Source organism: Maridesulfovibrio salinus (assembly GCF_055394525.1).
This window is the reverse complement of the sequence record NZ_AP042461.1, coordinates 413,665-433,006: the sequence shown is the minus strand read 5'-3', so window position 1 is coordinate 433,006 and position 19,342 is coordinate 413,665. Positions and strand designations below refer to the sequence as shown.

Annotated in this window: 16 protein-coding genes; 5 read left to right on the top strand and 11 right to left on the bottom strand. The window is 47.3% G+C overall.

All coding sequences use genetic code 11. From position 1 onward, the window contains the following. Position 1: 1 nt before the first annotated feature. The 5 genes from ACZ5PW_RS01950 to ACZ5PW_RS01930 form a co-directional block, all read right to left on the bottom strand. Positions 2-6,460, bottom strand: coding sequence for an AAA family ATPase (locus ACZ5PW_RS01950; protein WP_464557552.1), 6,459 nt, complete (start codon positions 6,458-6,460; stop codon positions 2-4). Between the two features lie 166 nt (positions 6,461-6,626). Next, positions 6,627-7,616: a nickel/cobalt transporter gene (locus tag ACZ5PW_RS01945; protein WP_464557550.1), complete on the bottom strand. Its 990-nt coding sequence runs from the start codon at positions 7,614-7,616 to the stop codon at positions 6,627-6,629. Beyond that, entirely contained in the window at positions 7,617-8,186 is a 570-nt protein-coding gene (locus ACZ5PW_RS01940; RefSeq protein ID WP_464557548.1) for a DUF1007 family protein, read from the bottom strand. Between the two features lie 206 nt (positions 8,187-8,392). Next, entirely contained in the window at positions 8,393-8,977 is a 585-nt protein-coding gene (locus tag ACZ5PW_RS01935) for a TetR/AcrR family transcriptional regulator (protein ID WP_464557545.1), read from the bottom strand. 175 nt (positions 8,978-9,152) lie between these two features. Next, a complete protein-coding gene (locus ACZ5PW_RS01930; RefSeq protein WP_464557544.1) occupies positions 9,153-9,734 on the bottom strand; it encodes a peptidylprolyl isomerase in 582 nt (193 codons plus the stop codon). Positions 9,735-9,928: 194 nt separating this feature from the next. Here ACZ5PW_RS01930 and ACZ5PW_RS01925 point away from each other — a divergent pair, with 194 nt between their 5' ends. Then, positions 9,929-10,339, top strand: a complete 411-nt coding sequence (locus ACZ5PW_RS01925; RefSeq protein ID WP_464557542.1) for a bacteriohemerythrin — start codon at positions 9,929-9,931, stop codon at positions 10,337-10,339. Positions 10,340-10,470: 131 nt separating this feature from the next. Here ACZ5PW_RS01925 and ACZ5PW_RS01920 read toward each other — a convergent pair whose 3' ends face one another. The 3 genes from ACZ5PW_RS01920 to ACZ5PW_RS01910 form a co-directional block, all read right to left on the bottom strand. Continuing rightward, positions 10,471-10,821: an Hsp20/alpha crystallin family protein gene (locus tag ACZ5PW_RS01920; protein WP_464557541.1), complete on the bottom strand. Its 351-nt coding sequence runs from the start codon at positions 10,819-10,821 to the stop codon at positions 10,471-10,473. A 12-nt stretch (positions 10,822-10,833) separates the two neighbouring features. Next, positions 10,834-11,247, bottom strand: coding sequence for an Hsp20/alpha crystallin family protein (locus tag ACZ5PW_RS01915; protein WP_464557536.1), 414 nt, complete (start codon positions 11,245-11,247; stop codon positions 10,834-10,836). Between the two features lie 197 nt (positions 11,248-11,444). After that, complete coding sequence (locus ACZ5PW_RS01910) at positions 11,445-11,921, bottom strand: hypothetical protein (protein ID WP_464557534.1); 477 nt, start codon at positions 11,919-11,921, stop codon at positions 11,445-11,447. A 284-nt stretch (positions 11,922-12,205) separates the two neighbouring features. Here ACZ5PW_RS01910 and ACZ5PW_RS01905 point away from each other — a divergent pair, with 284 nt between their 5' ends. The 4 genes from ACZ5PW_RS01905 to ACZ5PW_RS01890 all read left to right on the top strand — a co-directional run bounded on the left by ACZ5PW_RS01905 (position 12,206) and on the right by ACZ5PW_RS01890 (position 16,494). Continuing rightward, positions 12,206-12,646 (top strand): universal stress protein, encoded by a 441-nt coding sequence (locus ACZ5PW_RS01905; RefSeq protein ID WP_464557533.1) that lies wholly within the window; start codon positions 12,206-12,208, stop codon positions 12,644-12,646. Between the two features lie 326 nt (positions 12,647-12,972). After that, a complete protein-coding gene (gene hisC / locus ACZ5PW_RS01900; protein ID WP_464557530.1) occupies positions 12,973-14,067 on the top strand; it encodes a histidinol-phosphate transaminase in 1,095 nt (364 codons plus the stop codon). Further along, positions 14,067-14,738, top strand: a complete 672-nt coding sequence (gene cmk / locus ACZ5PW_RS01895; RefSeq protein WP_464557526.1) for a (d)CMP kinase — start codon at positions 14,067-14,069, stop codon at positions 14,736-14,738. The genes hisC and cmk overlap by 1 nt, the downstream gene beginning before the upstream one ends. 313 nt (positions 14,739-15,051) lie before the next feature. Continuing rightward, positions 15,052-16,494 (top strand): HAD-IIB family hydrolase, encoded by a 1,443-nt coding sequence (locus ACZ5PW_RS01890; protein ID WP_464557522.1) that lies wholly within the window; start codon positions 15,052-15,054, stop codon positions 16,492-16,494. A gap of 193 nt (positions 16,495-16,687) precedes the next feature. Here ACZ5PW_RS01890 and ACZ5PW_RS01885 read toward each other — a convergent pair whose 3' ends face one another. From ACZ5PW_RS01885 to ACZ5PW_RS01875, 3 genes are all read right to left on the bottom strand, one after another. After that, on the bottom strand, positions 16,688-17,299 hold the full coding sequence (locus ACZ5PW_RS01885; RefSeq protein ID WP_464557520.1) for an FmdE family protein: 612 nt from the start codon (positions 17,297-17,299) through the stop codon (positions 16,688-16,690). A gap of 159 nt (positions 17,300-17,458) precedes the next feature. Continuing rightward, entirely contained in the window at positions 17,459-18,277 is an 819-nt protein-coding gene (locus ACZ5PW_RS01880) for an ABC transporter ATP-binding protein (protein WP_464557518.1), read from the bottom strand. Beyond that, a complete protein-coding gene (locus ACZ5PW_RS01875; RefSeq protein ID WP_464557517.1) occupies positions 18,274-19,341 on the bottom strand; it encodes a FecCD family ABC transporter permease in 1,068 nt (355 codons plus the stop codon). The genes ACZ5PW_RS01880 and ACZ5PW_RS01875 overlap by 4 nt, the downstream gene beginning before the upstream one ends. Between the last annotated feature and the right edge of the window lies 1 nt (position 19,342).

The window sequence follows — 19,342 nt, the reverse complement described above, 5'->3', positions numbered from 1 at the left end:
TTCAGTCCTGCAGGCTGAGATATTCTTCCAGTGTCTTGATGAGTTTTTTCTTCTTTACCGGTTTTGCCAGATGGGCTGTGCAGCCGCATTCAAGGCATTTCTGCTCATCTTCCTGGAAGGCATTGGCGGTCAGAGCCAGAATAGGGGTCTGCTCCAGATTGTTTTCTCTTTCATATTCCCTGATAGCTATGGTTGCCTCATATCCATCCATTACAGGCATCTGAATATCCATGAGGACAATATCAAAATCACCTGCCATGAATTTTTCGAGACCTTCCTTCCCGTTTTCAGCATAAGTTATTTCGTAAGGGTGCTTCTTAAGGAAAAGGTCTATAACCATTCTGTTGTCTTCGGAATCTTCTATGAGGAGAACTGATTTTTTTACCGGGGTAGCAGAGTCCGCTGTTAAGTTATCCACGTGCTGTTCCTTTGGTTCAATTTCGAAAGCAGGCTCTCTGCTTGAATAATATTGTTCATCTGCCATCGAGTGGTTGTCGGCATATCTTATTTCTTCCACTACAGCTTGAGGAACCACGGGACGGTGCACATAGCTTGCTCCAAGCTGTTTCACTCTGGCTGTTGCTCTTGGCTGTGCTTTGGCCTCCATCAGCATAAGCAGTTTCCACTCACTGCAAGGGCCATGCTTAAGTTTTTTTAACACTTCGAACCGGTCATCCTTGCCACGGGGAGTTCCTACAATCAGTATTCTGCTATCATAGTCGGAGAGGGATATTTCCGCAGCCGCGGCTGAAGCCTGCCCAAGGTCTTCAGCAAGATGGACGGATGCTCCCAGATCAGTAAGGCTCTGGCATAAAAAGTCCCGGCATACAGATTCACGGTCGACCATAAGGATTGACATCTCAGTCATTGGTGGGTCTATCTCAGGTTGTATTGGAAATTGGGGAAGTATGGTGAAGGCAAAGGAGGAGCCCTTCTCCGGCTGACTACTGACAAAAATAGCTCCCCCCATGCTTTCAACCATGCGTTTGCATATTGAAAGACCAAGCCCTGTTCCGCCGAAATTACGGGTGGTGGAGGAGTCCGCCTGAGAAAATGTTTCGAAAATGGAGTTCATTTTTTCTTCGGGTATTCCGACTCCGGTATCCCTGATGATTACCCTGAGCATGCCCCTTTCAGTTACATCTACCTCAATGGTTATTGAGCCTCTTTCCGTAAATTTAAGGGAGTTGCCGACCAGGTTGACGAGTACCTGGCGCAGGCGTGTCGGGTCACCGGTGATGATTTTGGGAACATCACCGCGAATATGCCAGCAGAACTCAATGTTTTTTATCTGGGCTCGCAGAGCGAAAATAGATCCTACTTCTTCGAACAGTTCTTCAAGATTAAAATCAATCTCTTCAAGGGTGATCTGTCCTGCCTCTATTTTGGAAAGGTCGAGAATATCATTAATCAGGAGAAGCAGATTCTCTCCAGCATTTTTGAAAATTTTTACATAGTTACGTTGAGTCTTGTTCAGGCGCGATTCCCACAGCATATCAGCCATACCCAGTATGGCGTTCATGGGGGTTCGAATTTCATGGCTCATGCTGGCCAGAAAGTCGCTTTTTGCCTTGTTGGCGGCATCAGCTGCAACTTTTGCTCGTTCAAGTTCGCGGGCTTTTCTTTTCTCGGTAACATCTTCAAGCACGCCTTCGATGCAATGCTCCCGTTCTGACCCGTCACGGTTGAGTGAAGCAGTGGTATTCACCCAGATAAGGGTGCCATCCCGGCGTCGCATCTGGATTTCCCTGTCCTGAACATTATATCCGATGATCAATTCATCAAGAATACTTTCATAAAGGCGGGGCTCAATAAATAGGGAGCGTAAGGGAGTGCTCCTGAATTCCGGCCAGTTGTGGTAGCCGAACATTTCTGCAAGGGCCCTGTTGCCTTTAAGGAGTCTTCCATCGCGGTCCGCCTCACAGCGGAAAGCGCCGACATTGATTCTTTCCAGAAGTGTTCTGTGCTGTGTCTCCGAATCGCGCAGGTCTGAATACAGACGGGCATTCTGGATGGAAATGGCTGCCTGTGAACACAGTAGATTGAGGACTTCAAGGCGATCTTCCGTAAAGACACCCGGACTCAGGTTGTTTTCAAGATAAAGCACTCCGCGCATGATCTGCTGGTTCACTACAGGCATGGCCAGAATGGATTTGGGCTTATATCTGATTATATAGCTGTCTATGGTGAAGGGACCTTGAGATCCGGCATCCCTCAATACTATATTATCCTTGGAGCGCAGAACATAGTTTACAATACTTTTGCAGTAGAGTTCCTGATCGTGATCCTGTTTTATTTTGGTGGTTATACCATGGGGTGAGACAAATGCATGAGCGGTCAGTTCAAGTTTATTCTTGTTGTGCAGCAACAGGCAGGCTTTCTGCGCTCCGGCATTTTCGATTACTATACGCATGAGCTTGTCCAGAAGCCTGTCCAGAACTATTTCACCGGAAATCGCCTGTGAAGCTTTAATCACTGCAGAAATATCAAGAGAATGGCCGGTTTTGTGATTGTCATTCAAGGCGAATCTGTCAAACCCGGTAAAAGGTCCACGCCCTTCATTCTGTAATAGACGGTGATCCTGTATCAGTCGCTGAACTTTTGCGGTTGCCCCCCACTTTTCATAGTGGTCACAGGCCTCGGTGAGCATCACAAGGCCTGATTTTTTTCCTCCGACCGAAAAGTGAAATTCTGCAGCCAGTTCACAGGCCAGTCCGGCAAATCCGAAGGAACCTATTTTCAGGCTGCTCCTCACAGCTTCCTCGTAAAGATATAACGCATCTCCTTTTCTGTCAGTCAGACGGTAGAGTTCGGCTTTGGCCAGACTGTACATGTGTCTGAAGTTTTCAGGACAGTTCTGTTGCCATTTCTCCAGCAATGACAGGGAGTGGTATATCTGCTTGAGGTATTGTTTTTGTCTGGCTCTGGAAATGTCTTTATAAACAGCAGTCATGTTCACGATGCTGAAAAGGTGGAATACAGGAACAGTATACATTCCAAAAAGAGTCCTTTCGACTCCGTTGTATATATCCTCTATGTATTCCAGAGCCTTGCTGTGGTAGCCGAAAAAGGAGAGAGTGATTATCTTGGAAACTGAGGTCCAGTGCTCTACAACCTCCGAGCCACTGCTCCTGGCCATGTTAACCAGATGATTCTCCTGGAATATGTCGTCATCCAGATAGCCGGGGGTATATGTTTTACCTTGAAGGCTTTTGCACATCTGGACAGCCATTCTCATAATGCTGTCGCTTAAAGAGCTGTTGTTTTTCTGGACGAAGCTGGATAGTTTGTCAGCATATTCATATACTTCTGAAATTGAATTACCCTGAAGGAAACGGTAGTAGATGATGAAATATGTGCAGTAGCGGGCGTAAGAGTTGTCGCCATGCAGGAGGCCGCTCCGGAATGCTGTTTCAAGAGTGCTGATATTCTGGGAGATGGGGTAATGCCAGTGGTCGTGTAGTGCTCCCCGCAGCATTCCTATTTTTGTTTCCAACTCAGGATTATTGAACTTCCTGTTCAACTTAACAGCCAGTTCTTTGAAGTCTTTTGATTTGTCGAAAGAAAAGTCTTTCGCTGCAAGATGCATGGCGTAAAACATATACCCATATGCGGAAAAGGGTGAGTTGCCATGCTTAATGGAAAGCCTGATCATTTTCATAACCATCAGGAAAACCATTTTTTTGTTGAACATGTATGCCGGAGCTATCGTGTACATGAACAATCGCATGATTTCCAAGTGATCGGGGTTTTCCATTTCGGCCATATTAAGTAATTCTTCTGCTGTTTTTTTACCGAGAGTGAGCCTGGTTTTCAAAAGTTCCAGTGACAAGAATGTTCTGGAGGGATTCAAAGGTATATTAATTCCATGCAGCGAAAGCATTTCCCTGCCTATCTGGACAGCTTCATGGTAGCGGCTCTGATCAAAATAAAGTTGAAGCCTGGTTGTATTGGCTTTAACCAGATCTTTTTTGTTCCGGGCATGTTCAAGAATCTGTTTAAAAATTGTTTCGGATTGTTTCACCGATCCGCTCAAATATTCGCATTCATACCATTCCAGGTACATCTCAAATGAATTTTGGTAATCGTAATCCCAACTGGAATCTCCATACATTTTGACTGCTTTGGAAATGTAGTTTCCAGCCATTTCAAAAGCTGAACTTCTTTTGGCTTTTCTGCCTGAAAGAAGGAATATGTCGGCAATTTCCTGTTGTTCCCGCTGGTCGGTAATTTTATCAAGGCAGAGACTGTACTGGGCTGCTACTTCAAAAATAATGTCATGAACTTCCTGCCTGTTGTAATTTTCGAGCATGGCCCTGCCTATCCTGAGGTGATAGGCGTTTTTTTCGGTTTGAGTAAGCATGGAGTATGCTGCCTGTTGGACCCGGTCATGCATGAATGAAAGGTATTGCGGACTTTTGGTATCCTGATCCAGGCTTATTCTTGTCGTGGGAGCCTCTTTATCAGAAACTATAAGTCCTTCCTGCAAAGCCATGTTGAGGTAGTCCATGACCACTTCTTCCGGGGAATCCAGCACCGCCATCAATATTCTCAAGTCGAATTTTCCGCCGATGCATGAGGCGGTTTTAAGAATCTCCTGTCCTTCGAGTGGCTGGGACATAATTTTTTCTGCCATCAGTTCTACAATATTACCGTCAACAGATATGTCCTTGATGGCTTTCAGATCCCATTCCCAGCGTGAATGTTCATGGTTGAATACTATCAGTCCGCTCCGGTAGAGATTGCGCATGTATTCGCGCAGGAATAGTGGATTACCTCCGGTCTGAGTGAATACAATCTTTGCCAGTCCCTCTGTCCTTTTCCGGTCAGTGCGTAATGTCCGGCTGATAAAGCCGTGAACATGTCGCATTTTCAGGCGCTCAACTGTTATTGCCTCAACATTCGGACTGAGTTCTTCAATATCCGTAAGAATATCCGCGATATCTTCTTCCACAGGCTGGTCGGTCCTGTATGACCCGATGAACAAAAGATACGAAGTCTCTTTGTCATCCATAAGTCTTTTTATGAGCTGAAGACTGGATCTGTCGGCCCACTGCAGGTCGTCCAGAAATAGGACCAGAGGACGCTCCGGACTGGGAAATACTTTGATGAAATTTTTGAATGTCTGATTAAATCTGTTGCGCGATTCAGCAAGAGGAAGTTCAACCGGTGCCCTTTGAGGACCTGTCAGTCGTTCAAGCTCAGGGATTACTTCAGTAATCAGGGCGCAATTATCTCCCAGCATATCGGTAATCCGCTTTTTCCATGCCTCAATTACCATTGGCGGACTGTTTAATCTTTTGCGCAGCATTTCCTGAAATGCCTGAATAATTGCACTGTAAGGGCGGTTGCGCTGGAACTGATCGAATTTACCGGAGATGAATTCACCTCGGTCCAGCAGTATCTGCTTGCTGATGGAGCGGATCAGAGAGGTTTTGCCGCATCCCTGTTCTCCACGGACAATCACTGCCTCCGTGCTGCCCAGAGAACTTTTCTTGTAGGCTTTGAGGATTGTTTCCTTCTCTTCCTTGCGCCCGAAAAGTCTTCTGGAGAGAGTGAAGCTGTCAGAAATATCATGATGTCCAAGAGCAAAGCTGTCCGCAGAGTCTTCATTCTCAATGATTCTAAGGCATGCTTTGAGGTCCTGTATCAGGCCATGCGCCGACTGGTAACGTTCACCCGGGGATTTTGCCAGAAGTTTGAGGATAACTTCAGACAAAGGAAGAGGAATTTTCTGGTCGACGATATGGGGAGCAACGGGTTCTTTGGCAAGATGGCAATGGATGAGTTCAAGGGCATCATCGGCCGTAAAGGGCTGCCTGTTGGTGAAAAGTTCATACAGGGTCACACCCAGTGAATAATAGTCGGATCTCCGGTCGAGTTCACTGCTGACTCTTCCAGTCTGTTCCGGGGAGATATAAGCAAGGTTTTCTTCGGAAATAAAAGCTGCGTTTGAACCGGCGGCAACTTCTGTAATTTTTGTGCTGAATTGAAGGTTTGTGAGCAGTGCCTCACTTAAGTCGCCGGGCAGAGCAATGCTGCAGGGCCTGATATTCCTGTGCAGGTAACCCTTGGCGTGAACTTTGCCTAAGGATTTCGTCATCTTGACGGCGAGCTGTGTCTTCTCAAGTAAGCTGAGCTTGTTTTTTTCAATAATATTATTCAGAAGAATAAAATCACGGTCTTCGTGTATTAGGGCAAGTGAATTTTCGGTTCGCTGAAGGGAAAGTGTTTGAACTATGCCTTGGCCGCTTAGTTCCTGAGTTGCGGCGAATTCATTTTTAAGGCCGGATAAAATACGGGGTGAGGGCAGGTCCGAATTGGGAAACTTAACAAGCACATTAAGCTCATCATAGCTCCTCACGGCGCGGCAGATAGTTGTGTCCGCTCCTATATGCAAAGGGCTGAAACTTTCATAACCAACAAGATTGATTACTCTTGGATTTTCTTGGAGATTCATTAGCAGTCGTGCAGTTCTTAGTCTGCTTGGCTGTAGGTTCTTTTCTCAGTTTACTTGAAATACTCCTGTTTTTTGTTCGGGAACAGGACAAAGCTCTTAATTCTCTTCTAACATGGAAAGAGGGCTCTGTCATGGCATGATTTCATGTATGTGCTGACTTCCGGGGTCAGGATAGGTGAGCGGTAAGCATTATTGTGCCGAATCCGAGTATTACCAGTCCTCCGCAGAGAGAGAGGAGGGAATATGCTATAGATAGTTTCGAGGATGTGGAAGCACGGTCTACCATGCAGCGTGTTTTGGCCGCAGTAAAAGCAAATAAAGATGTGGTGACAGCCATGCCGGTGGCCAGAAAGACCATGGCCAGTAATCCTGATTTAAGGATGCCAGTTGAAAGGCTGTAAACAAGGATTATAGCTGCTCCCGGGCAGGGTACAATGCCTGTAACCAGAGCAACCAGGGCGATCTCCTTCAAAGAAGACTGTTTAGTCTCATGGCATTCGTCCTTCCTACTTAGCCTGAAGGATTTTAAAGCACAAACCGTAAGCCAGAGACCTATCAGGGCAACAAGTCCGAAGCTGGCACTCTGCAGATAATGATTAAAACTTTCGAATCCGGACATTCCGCTCTTAAACAGAAAGTACGCAAGGCATACTGTCAATGTGGCGGATCCGACATGGACTAGGGTTATGAGCCAGGACATGAATGAGGCCCCGGCCATGGAGCCCGAACGGGATAAAAAATAGGCGCATACTACCGATTTGCCGTGCCCCGGGCCCACAGCATGAACTATCCCGTAAAGAAAGGAAAATCCCAGAAACATCCATAGGGACTTTCCCCACGGGTCTTTCTTTATTCCCCGGGCGAATCCGGTAAGTTTCAGGCGTATCTCTTTTTGGAGAATTGTAATCTTCGCCATTATTGTTCCGTACAGGGAGGGGGACTGCGATGTTTTGTCCAGAGAGGACTGGGATAGCGGCTGTTTATTCTCACCGAAACGGGATCTGTGCTCAGGGGAGGAGGGAACTGCCTCTTTGGAAGTCTCCTGATTATTCGGGCTCAGGAAAGGATTGGTCGCAGACTGGGCTTCAGGGGTCAGAGCAGCAGTAAAAGTAAATGATACTGCAATCAGCAGCAGGAAAAATATGATTCTGTTCATTTAGCGGGGGCTCATTGTCAGCACAGCGGCTTCAGGAACAATCTGGCCATAGAAGTATGCCATTTCCGCTACCGGTTCCACTGCAAGAGTTGGTTTTATATTATCAGGTGCACCTTTGATGTTGTTTTGAGGATCCATCAGAATGGATGTGTAAAAACTTTTATCAAAAATAGCTACTTTGACTGTATGAGGGGTTTTCTCAAACCTTAAAGGGACGAGAAAGTAGTATACCAGTGTTCCATCTTCGATTGCGGGTTTAAACTCAGTTGCTTCAACCGGCTTGAAAGGTTTGCCGTCGACGAAGATGCGTGTGAAGTAATCGAAGTTCTTGAGGTTTACGAAGGCCCCTTGCTCAAGAGCCGCTGCTTCATCTGGCGAAAGTTTGTTATCGTGATTTTTATCAAAATCACCCAGAATCATTGCTGCAAACATTTCGTCAAACCACCACTTCTGACGCACTCCTTTTAACCCCTGTTTGTCAAATTCAAAGGTCAGGGAACAGTCTACAAATACATGCGGGTGCGCATGTACCTGTTTGATTGGGGACAATCCGATGAATATGATTGTCATTAGCGCAATCAGCTGTACATATCTAACCTTGGCGGCAAATAATATCAATGCGTTTTTCATATGGGATAAATGTAAGAGGATGTCTGTTCTGTCAAGCGTTACACAGGACATAAAGCAGACAAACCGCGAGGATGCCTCACGGTTCGTCTGTTCAGCCAAAAGATGAGATTATTGACAAAGTCTAAATCATAAGAGTGAAGACAGGGTTAATCTCTGGCCTTGATACTGCGTACAACGAATTCAGTTGTCTCTTCATAAAGATTCGGCAGGTCATAGGGAGACAGAAATCTTGTCCTGACCGTACCTACTATATTGGAGTATACAATGGTGGTTGTGTCATCAATGGAGAGATCCCTGATAGATCCGTCTTCAATGCCCCGCTCAACACATTCTCTGATTATGTTGAGGAGCTGCTGAAATTTGATGGAAATCCTTGTCCGGTCCATATCGATTTGCACATCCGAAAAAGGTGAACACCGCAAAAGTACCGGAAAAGTATTGCGATGCTGGAGGGTGTAGCTCAGATAGCTTTTCATGAAAAGCTGAACTCCTTCAATGCCGGATTCTGCTTTGCGTATTTCCTGAATCAGATAGTTCATCAGGTCATCGACAAGAGCTACGCCGGCGGTGACAAAGAGTTCCTCCTTAGAGCCGAAGTAATGAGACACCAGTCCGAAAGCAACCCCAGCCCTTTCAGAGATCATTTTAACCGTTGTGCCGGCATAGCCGTAACGTCCGAATGTCTCCTGTGCGGCGTATAGGATTGCGTCTTTTTTGTTTTTACCTTTCATGGCCCCTCGCTGGCACAAGTTTAGGTTTAAAGTTTGCTCGCTTGGCAAATGTTTTAGTATTCTTTAAAGGCCGGGTCAAATTAACCGGCAGGAAGATTATTCAAATTGAAATAAAAGAGAAATCCCCGGCACCTAAGCACCGGGGATCAAGAATAAGTCAGATTCAATATGATGATTATTGCTTGAGTTCTTCTGCCTTGAGAATTGTTATGGGCTTTACCGGGACATCATCATAAGGACCTTTGCGGAAGGTTACTGTGCTGGCGATTTTATCCACAACTTTCTTGCCACCGATTACTTTACCGAAAACGGCGTATCCCCATCCTGATCCACTGGGGGATTTGAAGTTAAGGAAGGCGTTATCGGCGACATTGATGAAAAACTGGTCCGTTGCGGAATGGGGGTCATTGGTACGGGCCATGGCGACGGTGTATTTATCGTTGTAAAGTCCGTTACGGGCTTCGTTTTCAATAGGCGCATAAGTGTCGCGGGGTTTCATGAATTTATCCATGTTGCCGCCCTGAATCATGAATCCGTCTATGACCCGGTGGAAAATAGTCCCATCATAGTGGGCCTCATTAACATACCTGAGAAAGTTGGCTACGGTATTGGGGGCTTTTTCCTTGTCGAGTTCGAGGACAATGTTGCCCATGTTGGTCTGAAGTTTTACAAATACTTTAGATCCCGCAGAGGCCGTCCCTCCGATCATGAAAAGACAGAGAAGAGCCGACAAAAGCAGTATTTTGATGAATTTCATTTGATATTCTCCTTTCTGAAGAGTTTCGTGCCATTTACCAGAAAGAGCAGGGACGGGCAACGCTATCCTGAATGGGTTTTGCTTTTTTGGGATATTATATATTAGTGTTCGTAAAACTGTCGTTGCAATGGAACACGGTTTGTTATGCCCGGGGTTTCCGGGTACTTAATCCGGAAATGATTTTGGGAGAGTATATGCCTGTTCTGAAGTGGAAGGAAGAGTATTCAGTGGGAGTCAGGGTCATAGATGAAGAGCACAGGCTGCTGGTCGAAATGATCAATAAAGCGTTCGGCTCTATGGAAAATATTAAAGAGGAAAAATTCCTCGCTGAGCTTGTCGAAGAGATGCGCAGATATGCCATGAGACATTTTGCCACAGAAGAAGGCCTGATGACCCTTTATGCCTACCCCTTAGAAGAAGAGCATAAAATGGAACACAGCGATTTTATGTTGACGGCGGCTTCTTCGGATGGAGTGCTCGGTAACGACAGGGGGGTGTTGGATCCCGTCAGTATTATCAAGTTTCTCGCAGATTGGCTTCAACATCATATTCTGGAAACGGATATGAAGCTAGGCAGGTTTCTTAATGATCAGGGGGTCAGCTAGGTCTCTGCTGGAGTAAAGAGAAAAGGCCCCGTGGTAAAGGAGCCTTTTGCACATGTCCATACTTTGCTCAGCTGAATCATCCCGGTCAGCCTCATTTCCGCTGATTCTGGTTTCATCTGCTGGTTGATCTTTTATTCTGCTGTTATCTGTATCTTTCGTGGCTGAACTTCCTGCATTTTTGGCAGGAATAGTTCAAGTACCCCGTTTTTAAGGCTGGCTTTGATATTTTCCCTGTCCACCACATCCGCGATAGTGAACCTGCGGCTGCATTCGCCTTCAGTGAACTCCCGGTCTATGTATTTTTCATCTTCGGATATAGCTGCACCGGTTTTGGCGCTTACCACCAGAGTATTCTCTTCAAGGTCAATGACAAGATCTTCGTGTTTTACTCCGGGAAGGTCCATATACATGTAAAATCCCTGATCACTTTCCACAATATCGGTAGCAGGACTGTATTTTTCGAGTCTTTTTTCATTGCTCATGACTGACCTCCCTTATTCCACAGCTATATCAACTTTTCTTGGTACCGAAGTACCTGCTTTTGGCAGTGTTATTTTCAGGATTCCGTCTTTCATCGAAGCGGATACTTTATCGGCTTCGATGGCAGTGTTAATTGACACTATCCTCTGGAACACACCGGACGGTCTTTCCTGCCGGAAGTATCTTCCTTCAGGCAGTTTACGTTCCCCCTTGATGACAAGGTCTTTAGCGGTAATGGTGATTTCCATGTCTTCGATTGTAACACCGGGGATTTCCGCACGTATATAAATAGTGTTCTGATCTTCTGTGATGTTCAAAGGAGGGTAAGCTGTCTTTCTCCTTTTGTATTGATAGGGATTGAAGGTGTCATTGAAAACCTTATCGAACTCATACGGAAATTTGTAAAATGATCCAAAGTCAATAACCATATGAAACCTCCTGTGTCTTTTGGCTTTGTTTACAAATATGCATTAAGTTATGGTTGTCAATACTGTTTTTACAGGAAAATTTGTCTATTTGATTCAGAACTGAATTTTAAATGAATTGAAAATAAAAAAACCGCATTTCCAGATCGGGAAATGCGGTTTTCGCGCAGAAAATCTGCGAGGGGGACAGTGTCGAAAGACTACACGTAGTCCCCCCGGTTAAATTTAATTTGTTCGGTCGCTGCCATAACTTCCAGTTCGGAGACAATGGAACCCAGTTCGGGATTCTCGCTGTTTACGCCCGGCCAGTTCTGCTTGAGGGATTCAACTCCACCTTGAATTCCTTCAAGCGTATTGTAGGCCTGCTTCAGCCCGTCTTCGGAGCCTAATTGCGCGGCATAGTCTTCCAGCTTGCCGAAAAGTTCTTCCACCCTGTCTACAAACTCTCCTTCACTGACCTGAGCGGTCTGTACCGGAGCAGTCTGCTGCACCTGCAGCAGAGGATTCATGGCCTGAAGACCAGGCACCGGAGGAGTTGTGACAGTCTTCTGGGCTTCGCCCTGCTGCACTTCCTGATTAAGGAACTCCCCGAAAGCCGCCCCGTCAACCTTCTTTGCCTTATTCGACTGCTGTTGCTGCTTTTGTAAGGCTTCAATTTGTTCAGGACTTATCTTCATATCTTACTCCTCAGCCTTTGGTTTCCCTTTGAACAATGCAATGACCTTGCCAAAGTCTAGACTTTTTTACAAATTGCTGAATTGATTGCTTTTGTCTTTTTGATAGGTCGGAAAAAAATTCCTGAGAAAATTAGATAAAAATTAAGCCAAGACTTTTTTTCCACCTGAATAATAAAACATAAGAAAATGCTTGTCCATGTACTTAATTATCAGCTATTATAAACAGTAAGTAATTTCGAAAATGCACTTTCTTCCATTTTCAAACTGATACAGGGAGGATTTATATGGCAACTATCAAGAAGATTCTGTGCGCAGTGGACTTTTCCGATCACAGCCCTGTTGTAGCTGACTACGCGAGCACTCTGGCAAAGACAATGGGAGCGGAAATCCTGTGCCTGTATGTGGCACCTTCGCTGGACCAGTATGTGGGATTCCATGTACCGCCCAGCTCCATTGAGAACTTTGTGGGCGAAATTGTGAGCGGTGCAGACTCAACTATGGAAACCTTCATCGCGGAAAACTTCAAGGATGTGACTGTAAACGGCAAGGTCGTTACCGGTTACGCCGCGGAGGAGATCCTCAGCCTTTCGGAAAGTGAAGGCGCGGATATGGTTGTAATGGGAACTCACGGGCGTGCCGGAATTGACCGCATCCTGTTTGGCTCCGTTGCTGAGAAGGTTGTAAAGTCTGCCAAGTGCCCGGTTCTGACCGTAAGGCCCAGCTGATCAGGAACAGTCTGATCTTTTAGGAAGATTTGATTGTGTTGTTTTAAAAGAAGGCTGGATGTAGATGGAATTTTACCTCACTACCTCAGACAAGCCGTAGATCGGCATGAGCCGATTTTTTCCGGTTTGGCCTCCTAACCCCGAAAGCCCCCCGTCCCAGCATCAGACGGGGGGCGACTTTTTTCCCCGGCTGCCGGTCTCAGCCCTTCTCTGTTTTTGACAAAAGGCCGGTTCCAAACTATCAGGGTTCTGCAACCCCGACTTTCCGTGACTTAGGTTCTCAAGTCCTTTACGGGGAAAATCATCACAATTAAGAGGATTCCCGCATGTCCCCCATCAAAGTCCGTTCCGATATGATGGATTCTAAGCCCTACGCACCCGGGCTGACCATCGAAGAGATCAAGGAAAAATACGGTCTCGATACTGTTATCAAACTGGCCAGTAATGAAAATCCGCTTGGGGCTTCTCCTTTGGCCCAGAAGGCCATAATCCGTCATGCTCCATATATTTTTCGTTATCCTCATAACGGCAATCCCAGGCTGAACAAGGCTATTGCCGAGCGTATCGGCGTGGATGAAAATCAGATAATCAGCGGCAACGGCTCTGATGAAGTTATCGATCTACTGGTTCGTATCAAGGCCAACCCCGGTCAGGATGAAGTGCTGACCTACGAGTCCTGCTTCAGTATGTACCGCCTCATGTCCAGATTATGCGGAGTCAATTTTCGGCAGGTTCCGCGTGACAGGGGATATAAACAGCCGCTCAAGGCTCTGACGGATGCTGTGACAGAAAAGACGGCTGTTGTATTCATTACTACTCCTGATAATCCCACAGGACTGGCGGTTACTGCCGCAGAGGTCCGCGAGATGGCTGCCGCCATTCCCGCGCAGACGATTCTGGCCATTGACGAGGCGTACATAGATTTCGCCACTCCGGCTGAAGTCTATGACATGCGGGGGCTTTTAAATGAATTTCCGAATATTGTGCTGACCCGTACCTTTTCCAAAGCGTACGGTCTTGCGGGTATGCGTGTAGGTTTCGGCATAATGAGTCCCGAACTGGCGGACTATATCAAAAGTGCCCGTGCTCCCTTCACCGTGAATCTTCTTGCCGAAGAAGCCGCTGTTGCCGTGCTTGGTGATGATGCTTTCTACAGGACTACTATGGATGTGGTGCTCCGGGGACGTAGGCTTTTTACCGATGAACTTCGTGCATCCGGCTGCGAGGTTCTTGATTCACAGGCCAATTTCATAATGTTCAAGCCGCCCCGTGATGCTGGCGTGATTTTTGAGGAACTCCTCAAGCGGGGAATAATTGTCCGTCCTCTTAAGAGTTTCGGTCTGCCTGAGTATATCAGGGTAAATATGGGCACTGATCACGAAAATGAAGTTTTTCTAAAAAATATCAAGGAGATTCTTTAATGTCCGCTCCTTTCATTATCACCCTTGACGGTCCTGCCGGGGTTGGTAAGTCAACTCTCGCCAAACGACTGGCCGATCGTTTTGAAATTGCCTATCTCGATACCGGAGCCATGTTCAGGGCTACCGCATGGAAGCTCGGTGAAGGTTCATGGGAGTGGGAAGATGGTCGTCTTGAGGCCGCTCTTGAGGAACTGGAGTTTGCCTTGTCCGGTAGTGGCGGGGCTTCCGTGCTCAGTCTTAACGGAACTTCCCTTACCGATGAAATACGTACTGAAAAGGTTGGAATGTGGGCTTCCAATGTTGCCAGAATACCTGCTGTGAGAGCTTGTCAGAAGCAGGCTCAGCGGGATATCGGGGCTACAACTTCCCTCATAGCCGAAGGCCGTGATATGGGAACGGTTATTTTTCCACAGGCTCCATGTAAATTTTTCCTTGATGCCGACCTTGAAGAACGGGCCAGAAGACGTTTTCTGCAGCTTGAAGAAATGGGAAAACCCGCTGATCTATCAGAACTGGTAGAGCAGATCCGAGCACGGGATGAACAGGACCGGAACCGGAAGGTCGCCCCTCTCAAACCAGCGGAAGACGCTATAATTGTTGATACCACCAGATTGGATATCGATGGAGTCTTTGATCGGCTGGTGGAAGAAGTAAAAAAAATACAAGGCTGAACTGAATCCAAATATTAAGCATATCAGGCCGCTTGGACTAATGTTCAGGCGGCCTGTCAGTTTCTGTAACCCAAAGTAAACTTGACTTTGTATGGACTGGCACTACCAATTCTCTTTATGCACTGTTGATTGAATGGCTTTTCAGATCATATATACCGCATTAAGCGGCCAAAGGAGCAGGCTCTTTGGGAATATCATTAAACAAGTAAACTCAAGCATTCGCAGAAAGGTGTACTTGATACAACATGCCTTGCCTGCTGATTGAAATTACGAAAATAAAATGAATTACAAAATATCCTCAGCGGAGCAGTCCGTGAAATTGTCCAATGTATTGAAAGAAATTTTTCCGGAGCCCAAAGCCCCGGTGGTTGAGATTCTGAACGATGAAACCGCGGCCTCTTTTTATCCGGCGGATTCGACCCGTCTGGCACATATGCGCCAGGCATCCTGCACCGCAAAAAGAATAGTCAGTCAGGCGGGATACGACTCCGAACTGGCTGACAAGATTGTAACCGCGGCCCTTTTCCATGATATCGGTTATTCAGAAAAGTTGAAGAATACAGGTTTCCATCCTTTGGACGGAGCTGCTTATCTTGCCCACTGCAATGCTCCAGAAGATATCATAGAGGCCGTACTGTGGCATTCCAGTACCCCGATTGAAATTGAGGTTCTCCCGGATATCAAGGAGATATACGACCGCTTCCCTGAGCCGGAGCTTGATGGAATAATTCATGATGCGGTTCGTTATTGTGATTTTCGAACTTCTCCTGTTGGGGAATCATATTCTTTCGGTATGCGTATTCTTGAGCTTGAAAACAGATTCGGTAATGAATCTGTTCCGCCCAGCATAGCCAGAGCGACACTTCCTGTCGCACGCAGGGTTCAGTCTTCTTATGCGGACAGGATCGCCCGAAATCATAACGGTTCGCTGCCCTGGGTCTTCTGTGATATCGATGGAACCCTCATTGAGCCGGGCAAGAGCATTGACCGCCGTTCTCTTGATGCCATCAATCGTTATACCACGGCGGGAGGGCGTTTCTCCCTCGTAACCGGAAAACACATGATCAGTGTTCCGGAGTTGATCAGCAGTGTAGGAGATCACAATCCACATGCCGGAGTAAACGGTTCAGTAATATCCCGTAACGGTAAAATAGATATTTACGGCAATACCCTGAAGCTCTATGAAGAAATTGAGGACAGGTTGACAGCTGAAGGAATTAATTACGCCAGCTATGTTGCCGATGGAATTTGGAGTAATGTTGATCTCAAAGAAGAGGAACTGGCCGCATTTACGCTTGTAGGAGAAATGTTGCCCCAGAGTGGGCCTACTCCCGGTGAAAAGGGTGTAATCAAGATTCTGACCTTTTCCCACCGCAATAACCGCAAGCAGTGCGAATTTGTAAGGGCACTGGCGGAAGAGTACGGGCTCTGTTGTGTGCGTACTGCCGAGGAATTTCTGGAAATAGGCCCCGCAGGACACGGCAAGCATTCAGCCGCTCTGCAGATCATGAAGGAAAACAACTGGCCGGATCTCAATTCCATTGCCATAGGTGACAGTGAAAATGATCTGACCCTCTTCGGGCACGCGGGAATCAGTGCCGCTGTGGCGAATGCCGCCCCTGAAGTGCTTCCGGCGGCAGACCTGCATATCCCTTCCTGCTCGGAGTGCGGAGTAGCAAGATTGTTGGACTCCCTTGTGGACTCTGTTGAGGATGGCAAATGGTCCATCCCCGCAAACTGGCTCGCTGAATATTAGATTACAGGCCTTACTGTTCAATTAAAGAAGCCTCCATGCGGTAAGCATGGAGGCTTAATAATGCTGAGGAAGAACAATCGCAATTGTTGTTTCATGAAAGACTGACAATCCCGCATGCCTGACTGGTTTCCGCTTCAGCTTTCAGCCAGTTCTTTTTGGGCTGTACGGGGCTTAGGCTGCAGGATTGCTTTCTTTAGATTTTCTGTTCAACCTTTTCAAAGCAGGGGATGCACAGGGTTTTTCCGGCAAATCTTCTTGATCTGGATTCCATGTGTGTTTCTCCGCAATCTTCACAGACCATTGACTGCAGGATCTTGGCCGGTCTCGGCATAGGTATTTCCGGTGCACTGACAATGAACAGCTCTTCAAGGTCGGCTTCCATGTAGGCTTTCTCGCATTCGGTTCGAATCCCTTCGCAGGCAGCTTTCTCTTCTTCACTGGCTTTGCCTTCAAAGCTCAGACCCATGAGCCTGCTCATTTCTTTGCGTTCTTCCGCCATGAAATCCTGATTGAGCAGTGCTCTCAGACCCTTGCCGTCGCTGCGCCTGAAAAAGGTAAAAGCCATCTTGCCGTGGTCGCGAAAGATGAGGTTGCCTTTTCCCGCGGAGCATCCGGTCAGGTATTGTATGGCGTCCACCCCGCACATGTCCGTTTCACATATGGCAACAATGGAGGACTGGTTGTTATGCCCAAGTTCCCGCAGGCACAATTCAGAGGCCCTGATACCTATTGCAAGGCCGGGACAGCTGTGGCCGTGGAATTCAACAACCCCGTCAAGGTCTTCGTTGGAGAATATTGTGCTCATGTGAGTTTACCTCTTATGTGTTAAAAATATTGCTTAATGAAATACAGGATGGATGTTGCCTGTATCTTTTCTGAGCTTGAAACTGATCCGGTTTGCATTCCGATATCTATCAGCCAATTATATGGCTAAATCCGTCACAGATGATCTATCTGCGCTTACTTATTGTGCCGGATGAACATCATGTAGCTCGTGATGGTCATGCCCGTGGTTTATAGAGTCCGGATTGTCCAGTGGATGTATCACCGGAATGCCTTTCCGCATTTCAATTTCCACCTCAACCCCGTAAACCGCTTCTATGGTTTCAGGGGTGACGGACATTTTGCCACCGCAGCCGAATACAGTTCCGTCTTTAAGAAAAATAAATTTGTCAGCATAGCGCAGGGCTGTATTGAGATCGTGCATGGTCATCACCGCTGAGACCTGATGCCCTTTGACCACTGCCCGGACAGTCCGCAGGATCTCAAGCTGGTTCTTGAGGTCAAGGGAGCTGGTTGGTTCGTCCAGAAGAAGCACTTCAGGTTCCTGAACCAGAGCCCTCGCAATGCTGACCTTCTGCAGTTCCCCGCCACTTAAGCGGTCAATGTAGCGCAGGGAGAGGTGGGCGAGTGACAGTCTTCTGAGAGCTGCGTCAACTATTCTGATATCGTGATCCCTGACCCGCCATCTTATGTGCGGCTTACGGCCCATGAGGACGGAATCAAAAACAGTCAGTCTGGCCGGTTCAACCCGTTGCGGCACATAGCCGATCAACCGGGCTATGTCATCGGAGGAGAGTTTGAAAACATCACGGTCCTTGACCATGACAGCACCGCTGCCGGGTCTGTGGATTGCGTTCATGCATTTCAGAAGTGTTGTTTTTCCTGCCCCATTAGGGCCGAGTATCGCCAGAAGTTCACCCTGTTCAACGCTGAAGTCTATGTTTTCAAGAACCGGTGTGCCGTTATAGCTGAACTTGATACCGTTAACTTTCAGGTTCATTTATTCCCCCTGATGATAAGCCAGATGAAAACCGGAGCTCCCAGAAAGGCTGTAAGAACAGATACCGGAAGGACATTCGGGGCGAGCATTAGCCGGGCTGCGGTATCAGCCCCTAAAAGAAGCACGGCTCCGGTTATGCATGATGCGGGCAGCAGAAAACGGTAGTCGTCTCCTATAATTCTTCGCACCATGTGCGGGCATACAAGCCCGACAAAGCCGATTATTCCCAGAAAGGATACTATTACAGCTGTAACCAGCGAGGCCAGCAGCATGCCGACGATACGCACACGCTCTACTTTGACTCCAAGACCTTTGGCTGTTTCATCTCCGGCCTCAATGGCGTTGAAGTTCCAGCGGTTCATGGTGAACCAGATGTAGGCACATACTGTCACAGCACTTATTATCCCCAGTTCCGCCCATGTGGCTCTTGCCACATCGCCGAAGGTCCAGAAAACCATAGCCGCAAGTTGAACATCATCGGCAAAGTATTGTAGAAACATGGTCCCGGCCGTGAACAGAGCCCCAAGGGCAACTCCGGTCAGAACCATCACTTCAGGAGTGGCCCGGCGCAGGCGTGAAATTGTGATTATGGCAAAGGTGGCGACAAGGCTGAACCCGAAGGCCACCGCAGTCGTCAGATAGGGGGAGTTGATGGTTACCGCACCTACGTTCGAGCTGGCCATGGTCCCGAGATCCAGCAGCATAACCGAAACCGCTGCACCGAAAGCGGCGGCGTGGGATATTCCGAGAGTAAATGGGGAGCCAAGCGGGTTGCGCAGAATAGCCTGCATAACAGCTCCGGCAACGGAAAGCCCGGCTCCCGCGGCAATGGCTGTAAGAGCCTGCGGGAGCCGGATATTCCAAATGATGAGATCAAACCGTTTGGTAACGGTGTCGCCCATCAAAGTCAGCAGGGCCTGCAAAGGGGAGATGCGGACCGGGCCCATGCCGACTGAGGAGATAAGAACAAACACGGTCAGCAGTAGACCGGCTATGATGAAAATGGTTTTCCGCCTGATATGAGCAGAATACTCTACGGGAACCTGCCCGTCATCAAAGTGCATT

Coding starts and splice junctions, on each gene's coding strand:
- ACZ5PW_RS01950 (WP_464557552.1), bottom strand. CDS start 6,460: ATGAATCTCCAAGAAAATCCAAGAGTAATCAATCTTGTTGGTTATGAA.
- ACZ5PW_RS01945 (WP_464557550.1), bottom strand. CDS start 7,616: ATGAACAGAATCATATTTTTCCTGCTGCTGATTGCAGTATCATTTACT.
- ACZ5PW_RS01940 (WP_464557548.1), bottom strand. CDS start 8,186: ATGACAATCATATTCATCGGATTGTCCCCAATCAAACAGGTACATGCG.
- ACZ5PW_RS01935 (WP_464557545.1), bottom strand. CDS start 8,977: ATGAAAGGTAAAAACAAAAAAGACGCAATCCTATACGCCGCACAGGAG.
- ACZ5PW_RS01930 (WP_464557544.1), bottom strand. CDS start 9,734: ATGAAATTCATCAAAATACTGCTTTTGTCGGCTCTTCTCTGTCTTTTC.
- ACZ5PW_RS01925 (WP_464557542.1), top strand. CDS start 9,929: ATGCCTGTTCTGAAGTGGAAGGAAGAGTATTCAGTGGGAGTCAGGGTC.
- ACZ5PW_RS01920 (WP_464557541.1), bottom strand. CDS start 10,821: ATGAGCAATGAAAAAAGACTCGAAAAATACAGTCCTGCTACCGATATT.
- ACZ5PW_RS01915 (WP_464557536.1), bottom strand. CDS start 11,247: ATGGTTATTGACTTTGGATCATTTTACAAATTTCCGTATGAGTTCGAT.
- ACZ5PW_RS01910 (WP_464557534.1), bottom strand. CDS start 11,921: ATGAAGATAAGTCCTGAACAAATTGAAGCCTTACAAAAGCAGCAACAG.
- ACZ5PW_RS01905 (WP_464557533.1), top strand. CDS start 12,206: ATGGCAACTATCAAGAAGATTCTGTGCGCAGTGGACTTTTCCGATCAC.
- hisC (WP_464557530.1), top strand. CDS start 12,973: ATGTCCCCCATCAAAGTCCGTTCCGATATGATGGATTCTAAGCCCTAC.
- cmk (WP_464557526.1), top strand. CDS start 14,067: ATGTCCGCTCCTTTCATTATCACCCTTGACGGTCCTGCCGGGGTTGGT.
- ACZ5PW_RS01885 (WP_464557520.1), bottom strand. CDS start 17,299: ATGAGCACAATATTCTCCAACGAAGACCTTGACGGGGTTGTTGAATTC.
- ACZ5PW_RS01880 (WP_464557518.1), bottom strand. CDS start 18,277: ATGAACCTGAAAGTTAACGGTATCAAGTTCAGCTATAACGGCACACCG.
- ACZ5PW_RS01875 (WP_464557517.1), bottom strand. CDS start 19,341: ATGCACTTTGATGACGGGCAGGTTCCCGTAGAGTATTCTGCTCATATC.